At 70.5% G+C, this 17,721-nt stretch carries 16 protein-coding genes; 11 read left to right on the top strand and 5 right to left on the bottom strand.

Annotated elements, in window-relative coordinates:
- On the bottom strand, positions 1–602 hold a 602-nt coding region (locus ABT034_RS28290), incomplete at its 3' end, for an ROK family protein (protein WP_351219882.1).
- A gap of 172 nt (positions 603–774) precedes the next feature.
- On the opposite strand from ABT034_RS28290, the gene ABT034_RS28285 reads away from it, so the two are divergent.
- The 4 genes from ABT034_RS28285 (at position 775) to ABT034_RS28270 (ending at position 5,438) form a co-directional block, all read left to right on the top strand.
- A complete protein-coding gene (locus tag ABT034_RS28285) occupies positions 775–2,079 on the top strand; it encodes an ABC transporter substrate-binding protein (RefSeq protein ID WP_351219881.1) in 1,305 nt (434 codons plus the stop codon).
- Positions 2,080–2,090: 11 nt separating this feature from the next.
- Positions 2,091–3,083: a carbohydrate ABC transporter permease gene (locus ABT034_RS28280; RefSeq protein WP_351219880.1), complete on the top strand. Its 993-nt coding sequence runs from the start codon at positions 2,091–2,093 to the stop codon at positions 3,081–3,083.
- 43 nt (positions 3,084–3,126) lie between these two features.
- Positions 3,127–3,966 carry a carbohydrate ABC transporter permease gene (locus ABT034_RS28275; protein ID WP_351219886.1) on the top strand — a complete coding sequence of 280 codons (840 nt, stop codon included), beginning with the start codon at positions 3,127–3,129 and terminating at the stop codon, positions 3,964–3,966.
- A 74-nt stretch (positions 3,967–4,040) separates the two neighbouring features.
- Positions 4,041–5,438 (top strand): GH1 family beta-glucosidase, encoded by a 1,398-nt coding sequence (locus tag ABT034_RS28270; protein ID WP_351219879.1) that lies wholly within the window; start codon positions 4,041–4,043, stop codon positions 5,436–5,438.
- Positions 5,439–5,549: 111 nt separating this feature from the next.
- Here the strand turns inward: ABT034_RS28270 and ABT034_RS28265 are convergent, their stop codons facing one another.
- Positions 5,550–6,569 carry a LacI family DNA-binding transcriptional regulator gene (locus ABT034_RS28265; protein WP_351219878.1) on the bottom strand — a complete coding sequence of 340 codons (1,020 nt, stop codon included), beginning with the start codon at positions 6,567–6,569 and terminating at the stop codon, positions 5,550–5,552.
- Between the two features lie 189 nt (positions 6,570–6,758).
- On the opposite strand from ABT034_RS28265, the gene ABT034_RS28260 reads away from it, so the two are divergent.
- From ABT034_RS28260 to ABT034_RS28235, 6 genes are all read left to right on the top strand, one after another.
- The gene (locus ABT034_RS28260; RefSeq protein ID WP_351219877.1) at positions 6,759–8,954 is read left to right on the top strand and encodes a pectate lyase-like domain-containing protein; all 2,196 of its coding nucleotides are present in this window, start codon (positions 6,759–6,761) and stop codon (positions 8,952–8,954) included.
- Between the two features lie 74 nt (positions 8,955–9,028).
- Positions 9,029–11,206, top strand: a complete 2,178-nt coding sequence (locus ABT034_RS28255; RefSeq protein WP_351219876.1) for a discoidin domain-containing protein — start codon at positions 9,029–9,031, stop codon at positions 11,204–11,206.
- Positions 11,207–11,233: 27 nt separating this feature from the next.
- Positions 11,234–12,355, top strand: a complete 1,122-nt coding sequence (locus ABT034_RS28250) for a DUF1996 domain-containing protein (protein WP_351219875.1) — start codon at positions 11,234–11,236, stop codon at positions 12,353–12,355.
- An 81-nt stretch (positions 12,356–12,436) separates the two neighbouring features.
- Positions 12,437–13,876: a GH1 family beta-glucosidase gene (locus tag ABT034_RS28245; protein ID WP_351219874.1), complete on the top strand. Its 1,440-nt coding sequence runs from the start codon at positions 12,437–12,439 to the stop codon at positions 13,874–13,876.
- A 142-nt stretch (positions 13,877–14,018) separates the two neighbouring features.
- Entirely contained in the window at positions 14,019–14,885 is an 867-nt protein-coding gene (locus ABT034_RS28240) for an alpha/beta hydrolase (RefSeq protein ID WP_351219873.1), read from the top strand.
- A gap of 19 nt (positions 14,886–14,904) precedes the next feature.
- Positions 14,905–15,201, top strand: a complete 297-nt coding sequence (locus ABT034_RS28235) for a YkvA family protein (RefSeq protein ID WP_351219872.1) — start codon at positions 14,905–14,907, stop codon at positions 15,199–15,201.
- Positions 15,202–15,301: 100 nt separating this feature from the next.
- Here ABT034_RS28235 and ABT034_RS28230 read toward each other — a convergent pair whose 3' ends face one another.
- From ABT034_RS28230 to ABT034_RS28220, 3 genes are all read right to left on the bottom strand, one after another.
- Positions 15,302–15,676 (bottom strand): PRC-barrel domain containing protein, encoded by a 375-nt coding sequence (locus tag ABT034_RS28230; protein ID WP_351219871.1) that lies wholly within the window; start codon positions 15,674–15,676, stop codon positions 15,302–15,304.
- Positions 15,677–15,768: 92 nt separating this feature from the next.
- Positions 15,769–16,323: a Clp protease N-terminal domain-containing protein gene (locus ABT034_RS28225; RefSeq protein ID WP_351219870.1), complete on the bottom strand. Its 555-nt coding sequence runs from the start codon at positions 16,321–16,323 to the stop codon at positions 15,769–15,771.
- Entirely contained in the window at positions 16,323–16,532 is a 210-nt protein-coding gene (locus ABT034_RS28220) for a helix-turn-helix domain-containing protein (protein WP_030315760.1), read from the bottom strand. Before ABT034_RS28220 ends, ABT034_RS28225 begins: the two co-directional genes overlap by 1 nt.
- Positions 16,533–16,667: 135 nt before the next feature.
- Here ABT034_RS28220 and ABT034_RS28215 point away from each other — a divergent pair, with 135 nt between their 5' ends.
- Positions 16,668–17,720 (top strand): mechanosensitive ion channel family protein, encoded by a 1,053-nt coding sequence (locus ABT034_RS28215; RefSeq protein WP_351219869.1) that lies wholly within the window; start codon positions 16,668–16,670, stop codon positions 17,718–17,720.
- The last annotated feature ends 1 nt before the right edge of the window (position 17,721 follow it).

Genomic DNA, 17,721 nt, shown 5'->3' with positions numbered 1-17,721 from the left:
CAGTACGGCACGTCCTCCGGCAGGTCCACCGCCGCCCGCAGCAGACGCTCGAAGGGCACGGCGTCCCAGCCGATCGTCTGGCCGTGCACGACCGCGCCGTCACCGGCGTCGCGGGCCACGATGCCCGGCACACCGACACCGACACCCAGGAGGCGGTCGGCCGGCACGTCGGCGGTATGGAGCACCTCGGCGATGCCCTCCCGGAGGTGGGCGACAACGAGGTCGACGTCGTAGCGGGCCGTACGGGGGCCCGAGCTGGACAACGGGCGTTCGGCGCGGGCGAGTTCGGTGAGGGTGAGGTCGAACAGCTCGATCCTGACGCGGGTCTCGCCGATGTCGACGCCGATCATGAAGCCGCTGGCGGGGGTGATCCGGACGAGGGTGCGGGGGCGGCCGCCGGCGGAGTCGATGCTTCCGGCCTCCTCGACCAGGCCCTCCGCGACGAGTTCGGCGACCACGTTGCTGACGGAACCCGAGCTGAGGCCGGTCGCGGGGCCGAGCATGAGGCGGCTCATCGGCCCGTCGAAGTACAGCCGGCGCAGGACGGCGGTGCGGTTCTCGCGCCGCAGGTCACGCACCGTACGACCAGTTCTCGCGTGCACTTGGGTCCCCGTCTCTGAAGTCGTTCGTTGCAACATACCCGCACTACAAGCCTTGACGCGACCTTCTCATGGGGTTTAACTCACATCCTAAATTAAGCCGATGTGACGGCGGGGCTTCCAGATGCTCACCGCATCGGCGTCCCGTCGTCGTCCCCGAAAGGGCCCACGAGCCATGCGCAGAGTCAGAGCCGCAGTCACCGGTGCCGTCACCCTCTCCCTCGTCCTCACCGCCACCGCCTGCGGCGGCGGTGAGGGGAGCGAGGCGTCGCCGAAGACCCTCACCTACTGGGCCACCAACCAGGGCTCCAGCCTGGAGGTCGACAAGAAGGTCCTGCAGCCCGAGCTCGACCGGTTCGAGAAGCAGACCGGGATCAAGGTCAAGCTGGAGGTGATCCCGTGGTCCGACCTGCTCAACCGGATCCTCGCCGCGACCACGTCCGGTCAGGGGCCCGACGTCCTCAACATCGGCAACACCTGGAGCGCCTCCCTGCAGTCCACCGGGGCGCTGCTGCCCTGGGACGCGAAGAACTTCGAGGCCATCGGCGGCAAGAACCGATTCGTCGACTCCGCGCTCGGCTCCACCGGCTCCCCGGGCAAGGACCCCGCGGCCGTCCCGCTCTACTCCATGTCCTACGCGCTCTACTACAACAAGAAGATGTTCAAGGACGCCGGCATAGCGAAGCCGCCGACCACCTGGGACGAGCTGATCGCCACCGGCAAGAAGATCAGCAAGGACGGGAAGTGGGGCATCGGCGTCGAGGGCTCCAACCTCTCGAACAACATCCACCAGGTCTTCGTCCTCGGCAAGCAGCACGGCGCCGACTTCTTCACCGCCGACGGCAAGCCGGACTTCACCTCCGACGGGGCCGTCGCCGCCGTCAAGCAGTACATCGACCTCATGGCCGCGCAGAAGATCGTCGCCCCCGGCAATGCCGAGTACGCCCAGAACCAGTCCCTCAGCGACTTCGCCAAGAACAAGACCGGCATGGTCCTGTGGCAGACCCCGTCGCAGACCTTCGAGTCCCAGGGCATGACCCCGGAGGAGTGGGGCGTCGCCCCCGCCCCGGTCCCGTCCGGCAAGCCCGGCGCGGGCAAGCAGACCAACTCCATGGTCGCCGGCATCAACATGGCCGTCTTCAAGAACACCAAGAACCTCGACGGCGCGCTGAAGTTCGTGAAGTTCATGACCAGCGACGACGAGCAGATCCTCCTCAACAAGGCCTACGGCTCGGTCACGCCGGTCAAGTCCGCGCAGGACGACCCGGTCTTCGCCGACCCGTGGCTCGCCGTCATCCGCGACACCCTCGCCACCAGCGCCGCCGCCCTGCCGCAGGTCCCGGAGGAGTCGCAGTTCGAGACGGTCGTCGGCACCGCCGTCAAGGAGCTGTTCGCCGACGCCGCGGCGGGCCGCCCGGTGACCACGGACTCCGTGCGGGCCAAGCTCGAAAAGGCCCAGCAGCAGATGCCCAAGAAGTAGGCCGCCCCACCATGACCGAGACCGTCGTCACTCCCCCGAGTGAGCGGACGGTGCGCAAGGCCACACCCGGAGAGGCGCGCGCACCACGCCGCTCCGGGCGTCGCCGCATCGCACTGCCGTACCTTCTGCTCCTGCCCGCCCTGCTCCTCGAACTCCTCGTCCACCTCGCCCCGATGCTCATGGGCATCACCATGAGCTTCAAGGAACTCACCCAGTTCTATATCCGGAGCTGGGCCGACGCGCCCTGGTCGGGCCTCGAGAACTACACCCTCGCGATCGACTTCGACGCCCCCGTCGGCCAGGCGCTCCTCAAGTCCTTCCTGACGACCTGCCAGTTCACCCTCCTCTCGGTGGGACTGTGCTGGCTCCTCGGTACGGCCGCCGCGATCTTCCTCCAGGAGAACTTCCGGGGCCGCGGCATCCTCAGGACGCTGTTCCTCGTCCCGTACGCGCTGCCCGTCTACGCCGCCGTGATCACCTGGGCGTTCATGTTCCAGCGGGACAACGGCCTCATCAACCACGTCCTCCACGACCAGCTCGGCATCGGCGACAGCCCCGCCTTCTGGCTCATCGGGGACAACAGCTTCTGGGCCCTGCTCGTCGTCTCCGTGTGGAAGGGCTGGCCGTTCGCCTTCCTCACCGTCATGGCGGGGCTGCAGAACATCCCCCGCGACATGTACGAGGCGGCCGCGCTCGACGGGGCCGGCGTGTGGAAGCAGATCCGGCACATCACCCTGCCGTCACTGCGGCCCGTCAACCAGGTCCTCGTGCTCGTCCTCTTCCTCTGGACGTTCAACGACTTCAACACGCCGTTCGTGCTCTTCGGGAAGGCGGCGCCCGAAGCCGCCGACCTGATCTCCCTCCACATCTACCAGTCGTCCTTCCAGACGTGGAACTTCGGCACCGGCTCGGCCATGTCCGTGCTGCTCCTGCTCTTCCTCCTCGTCGTCACGGGCGTCTACCTCCTGCTCACCACCCGCGGAAGGAAGACCTCCGATGGCTAGCCACGCACAGGGGCGGGCGCGGCGGGGCACCCCGCGCTCCCCCATGGCCGCGTCCCGCTCGTTCCTCTGGACCCGGCGGATCTTCCTCACCCTGCTCACCGGGTTCGTGGTGCTGCCGGTGTACGTGATGATCTCCAGCTCGCTCAAGCCGCTGGCGGACGTGTCGGGGAAGTTCCAGTGGATCCCCTCCGGGCTCACCCTCCGCCCGTACATCGACATCTGGGAGACCGTCCCGCTCGCCGACTACTTCGTGAACTCGATCGTCGTCGCGGGCGCCGCCACGGTGTTCTCGGTGGTCGTCGCGATCTTCGCCGCGTACGCCGTCAGCCGCTACACCTTCCGCGGCAAGCGGGTCTTCACGGTGACGGTCCTGTCCACGCAGATGTTCCCCGGCATCCTCTTCCTGCTGCCGCTCTTCCTCATCTACGTGAACATCGGCAACGCCACCGGTATCGCGCTCTTCGGCTCCCGCGAAGGTCTGATCCTCACCTATCTGACCTTCTCGCTGCCGTTCTCCATCTGGATGCTGACCGGGTACTTCGACTCGATCCCGCGCGAACTCGACGAAGCCGCCAAGGTCGACGGCTGCGGGCCGATCAGCGCGCTGTTCCGGGTCATCGTCCCGGCCGCGTCCCCCGGCATCATCGCCGTCGCGGTGTACGCCTTCATGACCGCGTGGGGCGAGGTGCTCTTCGCCTCCGTCATGACCAACGACACCACGCGCACCCTCGCCGTCGGGCTCCAGGGGTACGCCACCCAGAACGACGTCTACTGGAACCAGGTGATGGCGGCCTCCCTCGTGGTGAGCGTCCCCGTCGTCGTCGGCTTCCTGCTCCTCCAGCGCTACCTCGTCGCCGGCCTCACCGCGGGTGCGGTCAAGTGACGTCCCTGCCCGAACCGAGGCGCCTCCCCGCACCGGCGCCGCCCCTCTCCACACCGAACTCGAAGAGGTTCCCCGTGTCCGAAGCCACCGACGCCGACTCCCTCACCCCGCTCGATCTGGAGGCCTTCCCTCCAAACTTCGCCTGGGGTACGGCGACCTCCGCCTACCAGATCGAGGGCGCCGTCGCCGAGGACGGCAGGTCCCCGTCCATCTGGGACACCTTCTCCCGCGTGCCCGGCGCGATCGACAACGGCGACCACGGCGACACCGCCTGCGACCACTACCACCGCTGGCCCGAGGACATCGCCCTGATGAAGGGCCTCGGCACGGACGCCTACCGGCTGTCCGTCGCCTGGCCGCGCGTCGTCCCCGGCGGCGACGGGCCGGTCAACGCGGCCGGGCTCGACTTCTACGACCGGCTCGTCGACGGCCTGCTCGACGCCGGGATCACCCCGTCCGTCACGCTCTACCACTGGGACCTGCCGCAGGCCCTCCAGGACCGGGTCCGCGACAGCCACGGCGGCTGGACCGAGCGGGCCACCGCCGAGCACCTCGCCGCGTACGCCTCCGTCGTCGCCGAGCGCCTCGGTGACCGGGTCAGCCAGTGGGCCACCCTCAACGAGCCGCTCTGCTCGGGGTGGATCGGCCACCTGGAAGGCCGGATGGCCCCCGGTCTCACCGACATCACGGCCGCCGTGCGCGCCTCGTACCACCTCCTCCTCGGGCACGGCCTCGCCACCCAGGCGATCCGCGCCGCCGCCCCCGGCGCCCAGGTCGGTCTGGTGACCAACCACTCCACCGTCGAGGCCGCCTCCACCCGGCCCGAGGACATCGCCGCGGCCGCCCGTATGGACGGCCACACCAACCGCTGGTGGCTCGACCCGGTGTACGGCCGCGGCTTCCCCGCCGACATGCGCGAGCTGTACGGGGTCGAGCTGCCCGAGCGGCCCGGGGACGCGGAGACCATCGCGGCGCCGCTCGACTGGCACGGCCTCAACTACTACTTCCCGGTCACCGTCGCCGACGACCCGACGGGCCCCTTCCCGTACGCCCGCGAGGTGCGCCTCCCCGAGGTGCCCCGCAGCGGCATGGACTGGCAGATCGACGCCGGCGGCCTGGAAGCCCTCCTGCTGCGGCTCACCGAGGAGTACGGCGTACGGAAGCTGTACGTCACCGAGAACGGCTCGGCCTTCCCCGACGCCGTCGGCCCCGACGGCGAGGTCCACGACCCGGAGCGCACCCGCTACCTGGAGGAGCACCTCGCGGCCTGCGCCCGTGCGGTGCGCAAGGGCGCCCCGCTCGCCGGGTACTACGCCTGGTCGCTGCTGGACAACTTCGAGTGGGCCTACGGCTACGACAAGCGCTTCGGCCTCGTCCACGTCGACTACGCCACCCAGCGCAGGACGGTGAAGACGAGCGGCCGCCGGTACGCGGACATCGTCCGGGCCCACCGGGAGGCGACCGCCGGCTGACCCCGCAACCCGACGTGAGCGCCGCCGGGGTGTCCCTTTCGGACGCCCGGCGGCTCCGCGCTGCCGTCCGCGCCGCCGGCGGGGTCAGGCCGACTCGCATACCCGGCGGGGTCAGGTTGACTCGCGTACGACGAGGAGCGGCTCGAAGACCTTCGAGGCCGGGTCGGAGCCGCCGCCGTCGAGCTGCTCGAACAGGAGTTCCGCCATGGCCGCGGCCATCCGCTCCACCGGCTGGCGCACGGTGGTCAGTTGCGGCTGCGCCTTCCGTGCGGCCATGGAGTCGTCGAAGCCCATGACGGCCACCGCGCCGGGGACGGCGATGCCCTGCTCGCGCAGGTACTGGCAGGCGCCCTGGGCCATCAGGTCGTTCGCGGCGAACACCGCGTCGATGCCCGGGTGGTCCTTCAGCAGTCTGGCCATGGCGCGTCTGCCGCTGTCGGCCGTGAACCGGCCCCGTACGACGGGGACCGACGTCACGCCGTGGGCGGCGAGTGCCTCCCGGAAGGCGTCCAGGCGCTCGTCCGCCGTGGGGGCCGTGGCCGGGGCGGCGATGGTGGCGGGGCGCCGCCGGCCGGTGGCCCACAGGTGCTCGGCCGCGAGGCGGGCGCCCGCGGGGTTGTCGAGGTCGACGAAGGCGCACCGGTCGCCATCGCGGGGGCGGCCGAACAGCACGGTGGGGAGGCCCGCTGCCACCAGCATCGCCGGCAGCGGGTCGGCCGCGTCGAGCGGCACCACCAGGGCGCCGTCGGCGCCTCCCTGCCGCAGGTACTCGACGAGTTGGGTCCTGGCCTGCTCCGACTCGGCGACGAGCAGCACCGGTTGGATCGCGCGCTCCCGGAGGACCGGCAGGACGCCGTCCACGATCCGGCCGAAGAAGGGGTCGGAGAACACCCTGGCGGTGAAGGCCCTGCCGGTCGCGGAGAGCACGAGGGCGACGGTTCCGGTGCGCCTGGTCACCAGGGACCGAGCCGCTTGGTTGGGCGTGTAGCCGGTACGGGCGACGGCGTCGCGGACGGCCCGCTGGATGTCGGGGGCCACGTTCCGCACGCCGTTGACGACGCGGGACACCGTCGCGCGCGACACCCCCGCCTCGCGTGCGACGTCTTCCAGCGTCGGTCCTCGATTCCCCACCCGCGCACCTTAACGGTGCCGTGTGTCCGGTGGCAGGACGGTCCGAGGGGTGACGGAACCCCTTGCGGTCGACACTTAATGAAAGTCGAAAGAAAAGCCGTGTCATACGCCTTGACCGTCAACTCGCCCCGCAGGCAAGGTTTCGGAGAGCGCTCTCCCACGTTTCCCCCATGTATCCAGAGGAGCCCCATGTCTTCCGTCGGGTCCCCGCCGGTCTTCCGGCGCCCCGCCTCAGCCGTCCGACGGGCCACCGTCGGCGCGCTCGTCGCGTCACTGGCCGGCAGCCTGCTCGCCCTGGCCCCCGCCACGACGGCGCACGCCGCCCCCACCCTGCTCTCGCAGGGGAAGACGGCCACCGCCTCCTCCACCGAGGGCCCCGCCTTCGCCGCGAGCGCCGCGGTCGACGGCAACCTCACCGGTACCCGCTGGGCCAGCTCGTGGCAGGACGCCCAGTGGCTCCAGGTCGACCTCGGCAAGAGCTCCACGCTCAGCCACGCGGTCCTGACCTGGGAAGGCGCCTACGGCAAGAGCTACCAGATCCAGGCCTCCGAGAACGGCACCGACTGGCGGACCGTCACCGCCGTCGCCGCCGGAGACGGGGGCACCGACGACGTCACCCTCTCCGGAACCGGTCGCTACATCCGGATGAACGGCCTCACCCGGGCCACCGGATACGGCTTCTCCCTCTGGGAGTTCCAGGTGTACGGCTCCACCGACGGCACCGGGCCGACCCTGCCCGGCGGCGGTGACCTCGGCCCCAACGTGCACGTCTTCGACCCGTCCACCCCCGGTCTCCAGAGCAAGCTGGACCAGGTCTTCCAGCAGCAGGAGTCGGCCCAGTTCGGTGCGGGGCGGCACGCCTTCCTGCTCAAGCCGGGTACGTACAACGGTCTGAACGCCCAGATCGGTTTCTACACCCAGATCGCCGGTCTCGGGCTGCGCCCGGGCGACACCACCATCAACGGTGACGTGACCGTCGACGCGGGCTGGTTCAACGGCAACGCCACGCAGAACTTCTGGCGCGGCGCGGAGGGCCTGACCCTCAACCCGGTCAACGGCACCAACCGCTGGGCCGTCTCGCAGGCGTCCTCCTTCCGCCGCATGCACGTCAAGGGCGGCCTCAACCTCGCGCCGAACGGCTACGGCTGGGCCAGCGGCGGCTACATCGCCGACTCCAAGATCGACGGCCAGGTCGGCAACTACTCCCAGCAGCAGTGGTACACCCGCGAGAGCTCCATCGGCGGCTGGTCCAACAGCGTGTGGAACCAGACCTTCTCGGGCGTCGAGGGCGCTCCGGCCACCTCGTTCCCCGAGCCCCGCTACACCACGCTCGACACCACCCCGATCTCCCGCGAGAAGCCGTACCTCTACCTGGACGGCAGCGAGTACAAGGTGTTCGCGCCCGCCAAGCGCGTCAACGCCCGCGGCACCAGCTGGGCCGGCGGCACCCCGCAGGGTGAATCCATCCCCCTGAGCCAGTTCTACGTGGTCAAGCCGGGTGCCACCGCCGCCACGATCAACCAGGCGCTCGCCCAAGGCCTGCACCTGCTCTTCACCCCGGGCGTCTACCACGTCGACCAGAGCATCAACGTGAACCGGGCGAACACCATCGTGCTCGGCCTCGGCCTCGCCACGATCATCCCGGACAACGGCGTCACCGCGATGAAGGTGGCCGACGTCGACGGCGTCCGGCTCGCCGGCTTCCTGATCGACGCGGGTCCGGTCAACTCCCCGACCCTGCTGGAGCTCGGACCGCAGAACTCCGGCGCGGACCACGCCGCCAACCCCACCACCGTGCAGGACGTGTACATCCGCATCGGCGGCGCCCACGTCGGCAAGGCCACCACCAGCATGGTCGTGAACAGTGACGACGCGATCATCGACCACACCTGGGTCTGGCGCGCCGACCACGGCGAGGGCTGGGGCTGGGAGACCAACCGCGCCGACTACGGCGTCCGCGTCAACGGCGACGACGTGCTCGCCACCGGCCTGTTCGTCGAGCACTTCAACAAGTACGACGTCGAGTGGTACGGCGAGCGCGGCCGGACCATCTTCTACCAGAACGAGAAGGCGTACGACGCCCCCAACCAGGCCGCCATCCAGAACGGCACGACGAAGGGGTACGCCGCCTACCGCGTCGACGACTCGGTGAACACCCACGAGGCCTGGGGTCTCGGCAGCTACTGCAACTACAACGTGGACCCGACCATCGTGCAGGACCACGGCTTCAAGGCACCCGTCAAGCCGGGCGTGAAGTTCCACAGCCTCCTGGTGGTCTCGCTCGGCGGCATGGGCCACTACAACCACGTCATCAACAACACCGGGGCGTCCACCATCCCCGCCGGCACCTCGACCGTGCCGTCCACCGTCGTCAACTTCCCCTGACGGTCCCGCCGGGACGCGCCCCCGTCCGGCGCGTCCCGGCCCCCACCCCTCCCCTCCTCCCTCCAGGAGCCGCCATGACCACGATCGCCCCCTCAGCGAGACCACGGCGCGCCCGCGCCCTCACCGCAGGCTCGCTCGTCTCCCTCGGTGCCCTGCTCGCCGCCTCCACCACCCTGTTGGCCTCCACGCCCGCCACCGCGGCGGAGACCCTCCTCTCCCAGGGGAAGCCCGCCACCGCCTCGTCGACCGAGGGCGCCGCCTGGTCCGCGGCCGCCGCCGTCGACGGCGACCTCACCGGAACCCGCTGGGCGAGCCAGTGGACCGACGCCCAGTGGCTCCAGGTCGACCTGGGCAGCAGCGCGAACATCAGCCGTGTCGTCCTGAACTGGGAGGGCGCCTACGGCAAGGCGTACGACATCCAGGTCTCCGACAACGGGACCGACTGGCGCACCGTCAAGTCCGTGACCGCCGGCGACGGGGGCACCGACGAGCTCGCGGTCACCGGCACCGGCCGCTACGTCCGCCTCCAGGGCGTCACCCGGGGCACCGGCTACGGCTACTCGCTGTGGGAGTTCCGGGTGTACGGCGAGAGCGGCGGCACCAACCCGCCGCAGGGCGCCGTACGCGTGGCGGGCTCTCAGGGCAACTGGCAGCTGACGGTGGGCGGCCAGCCGTACACGGTCAAGGGCCTCACCTGGGGCCCGGCGATGGCCGACGCTCCCCGCTACATGCCGGACCTGAAGTCCATGGGTGTCAACACCGTCCGGACCTGGGGGACCGACGCCTCCAGCAAGGCCCTGCTCGACGCGGCGGCCGCCCACGGTCTCAAGGTGATGAACGGCTTCTGGCTCCAGCCGGGCGGCGGCCCCGGCTCCGGCGGCTGTGTGAACTACGTGACGGACACCGCGTACAAGAACACCATGCTCACCGAGTTCGCGAAGTGGGTCGAGACCTACAAGTCCCACCCGGCGACGCTCATGTGGAACGTCGGCAACGAGTCGGTCCTCGGTCTGCAGAACTGCTACGGCGGCGCCGAGCTCGAGGCCCAGCGCAACGCGTACACGACCTTCGTGAACGACGTCGCCAAGAAGATCCACTCCATCGACCCCGACCACCCCGTGACCTCCACGGACGCGTGGACCGGTGCCTGGCCCTACTACAAGCGCAACGCCCCTGACCTCGACCTGTACTCGATGAACGCCTACGGCGACATCTGCGGGGTGCGCCAGGACTGGATCGACGGCGGCTACGACAAGCCGTACATCATCACCGAGACGGGGAACGCCGGCGAGTGGGAGGTCCCCGACGACGTCAACGGCATCCCCGACGAGCCGACCGACGTCCAGAAGGCCGAGGGCTACACCAAGGCCTGGAACTGCATCACCGGGCACCAGGGCGTGGCCCTGGGCGCGACGATGTTCCACTACGGCCTGGAGCACGACTTCGGCGGCGTCTGGTTCAACCTGCTGCCCGACGGCCTCAAGCGCCTGTCGTACTACGCGGTGAAGAAGGCCTACGCCGGGTCGACCGCGGGTGACAACACCCCGCCCGTCATCACGAACATGACGGTCTCCCCGGCGTCGCAGGCGCCGGCCGGCGGCGAGTTCACCGTCCGTGCCGACATCCGCGATCCCGAGAACGACCCCCTGACCCACAAGATCTTCCTCAGCGGCAACTACGCCAACGGCGACAAGCGACTCGTCGAGGCGAAGTGGCGCCCCACCGGCAACGGCACCTTCGCCGTCACCGCGCCCGAGAAGCTCGGCGTGTGGAAGGTCTACATCCAGTCCGAGGACGGCCGGGGCAACGCGGGGATCGAGACCAAGTCCGTCAAGGTCGTCGCCCCGCCCGTCGCCGGGACGAACATCGCCCTGAACCGGCCCGCCACCGCCTCCTCCGCCCAGGCCTCCTACGGCGACTGCCCCTGCCCCGCCACCAACGCCACCGACGGCAACACCGGCACCCGCTGGGCCAGCGACTGGAGCGACCCGCAGTGGATCCAGGTCGACCTCGGCTCGGTCCGCTCCTTCCACCGGCTCCAGCTGGTGTGGGACCCGGCCTACGCGCGTGCCTACGAGGTCCAGGTCTCCGACAACGGCACCACCTGGCGCACGATCCACGCCACCACCAGCGGTAACGGCGACATCGACGCCATCGAGACGGGTGCCACCGCCCGGTACGTCAAGCTCCAGCTCACCGCGCGCGGCACCGGCTGGGGCTACTCGCTCCACGAGTTCGGCGTCTACAGCTGACCCCCTGAGGAGAACGAGGAGTTCACGATGAGAATCCGCGGCCGGACCCTGTCCGCCTTACTGCTCGCCACCGCCCTGGGCATCTCCGCCCTGACCGTCGACACCTACACCGCCGCCACGGCCCGCGGAGAGAGCCGGACGTCGGCCTCCGCGCCGGTCTCCGCCCACGGCGGCGGACACGCGGCGGGCGTCTCCCCCGTCGCGCACGTGATGGCCGCCTCCACCCAGGCGTCGGGCGACGACGCCGACGGAGACGGCTACATCCCCGCCGTCCCGCAGGTCACCGGTGTCACCCCGTCCACGGCCACCCCGCCCCCGGCCTACCACCACGAGTTCCAGGCCGGCTGCTCCGTCACCCATACCGCGCCCGACGACCCGATCGTCTACCCGGGCCAGTTCGGCAAGTCCCACGACCACACGTTCATGGGCAACACGTCCACCAACGCCGCCAGCACCACCGGCTCCCTCTACGGAGGGAACACCACCTGCAAGGCGCCCGCGGACGCCTCCGCGTACTGGATGCCCTCGCTGTACAAGGGCGACCAGAAGATCCTGCCCGTCGGCCCGCAGGTCATCTACTACAAGGCGGGCGTGACCGACTACCGGAGCGTGCGGCCCTTCCCCAAGGGTCTGCGGTTCGTCGTCGGCAACCCGATGCAGAGCGCCCAGGAGTTCCGGGCCCACAAGGGGTTCGTCGAGGGCTGGGAATGCGGTGACAGCTTCTTCAACACCGACATCCCGGCGAGCTGCCCGAGCCGGCCCGACGTACAGCTCAACCTGCGTATGCAGGCCCCCAGTTGCTGGAACGGCCTGTACCTCGACACCCCCGACCACAAGAGCCACATGGCCTACCCGGTCGTCAAGCCCGGCACCAACGACAACATGTGCCCGGCCTCCCACCCCGTCGCCCTGCCGATGATCGAGTTCAAGATGGCGTGGCCGGTCAACGGCGACATGTCCCAGGTCCGCCTGGCCAGCGGCCGCGGCTACTCCTTCCACTACGACTTCTTCAACGCGTGGGAGGAGCGCACCCTCAAGGCCCTGGTCGACCACTGCGTCAACGGTGGCCTGCAGTGCGACACCCGGGGCTTCGACCTGTACCGCCCCGAACGCGGTGCCGTGCTGAACGCCGACCACCGTCTGCCCTGATCCGTCACGAGACCGCGGCCCGGACGCCCGTGAGGGCGCCCGGGCCGCTTCCCGTCCCCTTCCGATTTCCCAGGAGCACCCATGTCCGCGCCCGCCCCCTCCGCCACCGCCCACCACGACGCGCTCATCGACCTCCTTCCCCCGCACTTCCGTTTCGGCGCGGCCACCTCCGCGTTCCAGATCGAGGGGGCCGTCGACGAGGACGGCCGTACACCGTCCATCTGGGACACCTTCTGCCGTGTCCCTGGGGCCGTCGACAACGGCGACACCGGTGACGCGGCCTGCGACCACTACCACCGCATGCCCGAGGACGTGGCCCTCCTCTCCGCCCTCGGTCTGGACACGTACCGGTTCTCCGTCTCCTGGTCCCGTGTCCAGCCGCGCGGACGCGGCCCGGTCAACCCGGCCGGCATCGGCTTCTACGACCGCCTGGTCGACGAGCTCCTCGCGCGCGGCGTCGACCCCTGGCTGACCCTCTACCACTGGGACCTGCCCCAGGAACTCCAGGACGCCGGCGGTTGGCCCGCCCGTGACACCGCCTACCGCTTCGCCGACTACGCGGACCTCGTCCACGAGCGGCTCGGCGACCGCGTCACCCACTGGACCACCCTCAACGAACCCTTCTGTTCGGCGGTCCTCGGCCATGTCGAAGGCGTCCACGCGCCCGGAGGCCGCTCCCTGGCCGACGGCGTGAAGGCCGTGCACCATCTGCACCTGGCCCACGGCCTCGCGGTCCAGCGGTTGCGCTCCGCCGCCCGCCGCCCTCTCGACCTGGCCGTCACGCACCTCCTCGGCACCAGCCGGCCCGCCACGGACAGCGCCGCCGACCACGAGGCCGCGCGCCGGGCCGACGCGCTCGGATTCCGTTTCTACCTCGACCCGATCCTGCGCGGCGCGTACCCCGAGGACCTCGTCGGTGACCTGGCCGCGCACTCCGTCGAGCTCCCGGTCCAGGACGGCGACCTCGACATCATCAGCAGCCCCATCGACACCCTGGGCGTCAACTACTACCGCTCGATGCGCACCTCCGGCGTCGACGAGAACGGCGCCACCACCGATGCCCAGGGCATCCCCGTCACCCGCAACCTGCCGCACGGAGGCCTCCCGGTGACCGGCCTCGGCTGGGAGGTGATGCCGCACGACCTCACCGAGCTGCTGCTGCGCGTCTCCCGCGACCACCCCGGCGTCCCGCTGGTCGTGACCGAGAACGGCGCCGCGTACGAGGACCGTCCCGACGCCCACGGCTTCGTCGAGGACACCGAACGGACCGCCTACCTCGCCGCCCATCTGGCCGCCGTGGCCCGCGCCCGGACGGGCGGGGCGGACGTCCGCGGCTACTTCGCCTGGTCGCTCCTGGACAACTTCGAGTGGGCGTACGGCTACGACAAGCGCTTCGGTCTCGTGCGGGTCGACTACGCCACCCAGACCCGTACGCCCAAGCGCAGCGCCCTGTGGCTGCGCGACACCGCCCACCGGGTCCGCGGCAAAAAAGAAGTCGGCAGGCTCGTGTCCGGCTGTTAGCGTCGGTGCCATGAGTCCCGTCATCCACAACCGGCAGTCCGTACGCACCCGGTCGGCGTACTGACCGCGGTGCCGACCGTCGTCGACGTCGGCACCGGGTCCCACGTCCACCATTCACCTCTGGATGACGAGGATCCTCATCATGCGCGCAAACTCGCGCCCCACGTTCGTGTTCGTGCACGGCGGCTCCAGCAACGCCCGGGCCTGGGGGCCGTTGCAGAACGAACTGGCTCTGCTCGGACACCGCTCGTACGCCGTCGACCTGCCCGGCCACGGCGACCACGCCGATGTGCCCGCGGCCTACTACCGCCAGCCGCAGGACGCCGTGGCGCTGGCCACCGCCCCCTCCCCGATGAGCGGGGTGACGCTCCACGACAACGTCACGCATGTCGTCGGCGTCGTGCGGCGGACCGCCGCACACGGCCCGGTGGTCCTGGTCGGCAACAGCCTCGGCGGCCTGACGATCAGCGCCGTCGCGAACGCCGTGCCGGAACTGCTCCACCGGGTGGTCTACCTCTCCGCGCTCTGCCTCAGCGATCCGGCCATGCTGACCGAGCCGTGGGACGTCGTCGACGACGGCCTGCTCGACGCGGCGGCGGCTCGGATCGCCGTACCGACGGACGGCACCGATCCCGGGCTCGTCCGGCTGAACTGGCGGAGCGCACACGCCGATCCGGAGCTGTTCGCGGCGTTGAAGGAGGCCGTCATGGCCGATTCGACGGACCACCGGTTCCGGGTGCTCCTGGATTCCATGGACCCGGACGAGAACCACTCGGTGATGGAACCGGCGGCGCTGGTCCGGGCCGATGGATGGGGGCGTGTGCCGCACACGTACGTCCGGCTCTCGGAGGACCGCAGCCTCACGCTTGCGGTGCAGGACCACATGATCCGCAAGGCGGACGCGGTGACGCCGCACAACCCGTTCGACGTGCACACCCTCGCCGCGTCGCACGTCGGCTACTTCAGCCGGCCGCGACTCTTCGCCGACCTGTTGGACAGCATCGTCTGACGGCGGGTAGGAGAGGAGCATGGACAGCTCACTCTGGCTCGTGGTGGCCGCCGTCGTCGTCGCGCTCGTGACGGCGGGTTACGCGGCCGTTCTGCTCGTGCGTGTCTTCCGGGCCCGCAGGTTGCTGGTGGACGCCGGTGTGCCGTTGCGGTCCAAGGCCCTGTTCTGGGCGGCCGTGGTGTACACGGTGTCGCCGGTCGACCTGATTCCCGACCCGGTCTACCTGGACGACATCGGCGTCCTCCTGGTGGCCCTGCGGGCCTTGCACGCGGCGGCCGCCAGGAGCGGCGCGGAGCGTGAGGAGCTGCCCGGCTGACGTACTGCCCCGGTGCCGTACGGGGGTCGGGAGTCCGACGGCACACGGGGCGGCTCCCGCACTCAGGTGCGGGAGCCGCCCCGGCTTGTCCGGGCGAAGGTCAGACGGGGCTCGGGCCGCCCCCGAACGGGCCGCCCGTCCGGTAGTACACGGCGATCTCCTCCCGGTACTGCTGGTCCGCGAGGTGCTTGTCGGAGTGGAACTCTGGCGCGTCCTTGATCTGCTCCTTGGTCAGGCCGATGTGCACCGAGTGGCCCTCCAGGTCGATGCGGGTCACCGTACTCGCGGGGAGCAGCACCTCCTTGCCGAAGATCCACACCCCGGTGTCGACGACCAGGTAGGCGTCGTCGACCTCGTCGGAGTGCTTGTCGACCTTTCCGATGTGCCCGTCGGTGGCCTCCACCTTCCAGCCGGTCAGGTCGGTGCCCACCAGGTGGCCGAACGCCTGCCCGTAGGCCCACACGTTCTCCGCCATGTCGATCCCTCCTCCGTTGTCGGACGTTGTCCCGAGCCTCGTCGTACGGGCTCAGGAGGACCGCCTGCCCCGCGGACCGGAACCCACACCCCTCAGCCGGTCGTCGCGCGGGAGACCGCCGTTTCGACCGAGGCGTAGGTCACGCCGTGGTCGGCCAGGGCCTCCGCGACGACGCCGCCGGTCATGGTGAGTGCCAGGAGGATGTGCTCGTCGCCGATCACGCGGTCCTTGCGGGCCAGTGCCACCCGGAGGGACTTCTCCAGGACGGTCTTGGCCTCCCGGGAGAAGGACGGTCGGCCCGACCACCACCCGGCGTCCTTGCGGTCGCCCGCCAGCGCGCCCGTGCCGTGGGTCTCCTCCACCCGCGCCACGATCGCGCCGAGGTCGATGCCGAGGTCCGCCAGGGCCTGCGCGTCGGCCCGGGACATGCCCGCCCGGCGCCGGGCTTCGGCGAGTGCGGCCACCAGGGACGGGCGGCGGTCCGGCGGGCACAGCTGCCGCAGCGCGGCCGCAGCCCGGGTGTCCTCGCGGTCGAGCAGGGACAGGAGCAGGTGTTCCTGGGTGACGACGGCGGCGCCGGCGCGCTCCGCGTGCCCGGCGGCCCCCTTCACCACGGCACGTGCGGGTTTCGTGAACCGTTCGAACATCACTGCCTCCCGTACTTCTTGTGGACGGCCTGTCGGCTGACGCCCAGTTCGGTCGCGATCTCCTGCCACGACCAGCCCTGGTTGCGCGCGCTGCGGACCTGGACGGCTTCCAGCTGTTCGAGGAGGCGCCGCAGGGCGGAGACGGCCCGCAGTCCGACCCGGGGGTCGCGGTCGCCCGCTCGTGCGGCGAGATCGGTCGCATCGGTCATGCAGTCAACCTACGTTGACAGGACACCTCATGTCAACCTTTGTTGACACCCGCGGTGTCACCTCGTGTGTTTGCCGGGTGGCACGGCGGTGAGGCGGACAGGAACGACCACGTCCCACACATCGACTGGGGAGCCATGGAAAGCGTTGTTCGACTGGCGATCGTCCTCGGCGGCTCGGCGCTGCTGGCCCTCGCCGCCGGCCGCGCTGCGGACCTCTTCGCGAGGTACGCGGACGCGCGACACCCCCGCACCCCGCTCTGGGGGCTGCTGCGGCGGTGCCGTACCCCGCTGTACCTCGTCCTCCTGACCGCCGTGTTCCGATGGTCCTACCGCGCGACGCGGTGGCCGCCGCTCCTGGACCACACCGCGGCGGTGGACCAGATACTGCTGCTGTGCCTGATCGGCGGCGGAGCCTGGCTGACCATACGGTTCGCCTCGGCCGTCGTGGAGTCCTCGTACGCCCGGTACGCCACGCGCGCGCGTGACGCCGCCCGGCTGCGCCGCGTCCGTACCCAGGTGACGCTGATCACACGGGTGGTGTCGGTCGCCGTCGGTGTGGTCGCCGCCGCCTTCGCCCTCGTCACCTTCCCGACGTTCCGGGGGCTCGGCACCTCGCTGCTCGCCTCGGCCGGCATCATCGGCATCGTGGCGGGCGTGGCGGCGCAGTCGACGCTCGGGAATCTCTTCGCCGGTTTCCAGATCGCCTTCGGCGACATGGTCCGCATCGGTGACACGGTGGTCGTCGACGGGGAATGGGGCACCGTCGAGGAGGTCACCCTCACCTTCCTCACCGTCCGCACCTGGGACGAGCGCCGGGTCACCCTGCCCGTGTCGTACTTCACCTCCCGCCCGTTCGAGAACTGGACGCGCGGCGGCAACGAACTGACCGGCTCGGTGTTCGTCCACTGCGACCACTCCGCGCCCGTCGGGCTGATGCGCGCCCACCTGCGGGAGTTCCTCGACACCTGCTCCACCTGGGACGGCCGGGCGTGGGACCTCGCGGTCACCGATACCTCCCCCACCGCGATCACCGTGCGCGCCATCGTGACCGCCAAGGACGCCGACGACCTGTGGACGACCCGCTGCGCCGTACGGGAGGACCTCGTCGGCTGGCTCAACCGGGAGCACCCCGGGGCGCTCCCCCGGATCATCACCGCACAGGCGTCCGACGACGCACCGCGGCGCTGAC

The organism is Streptomyces sp. NPDC002773, from assembly GCF_040295605.1.
Taxonomy (GTDB): Bacteria; Actinomycetota; Actinomycetes; order Streptomycetales; family Streptomycetaceae; genus Streptomyces.
This window is presented reverse-complemented; position numbering and strand designations above follow the sequence as displayed.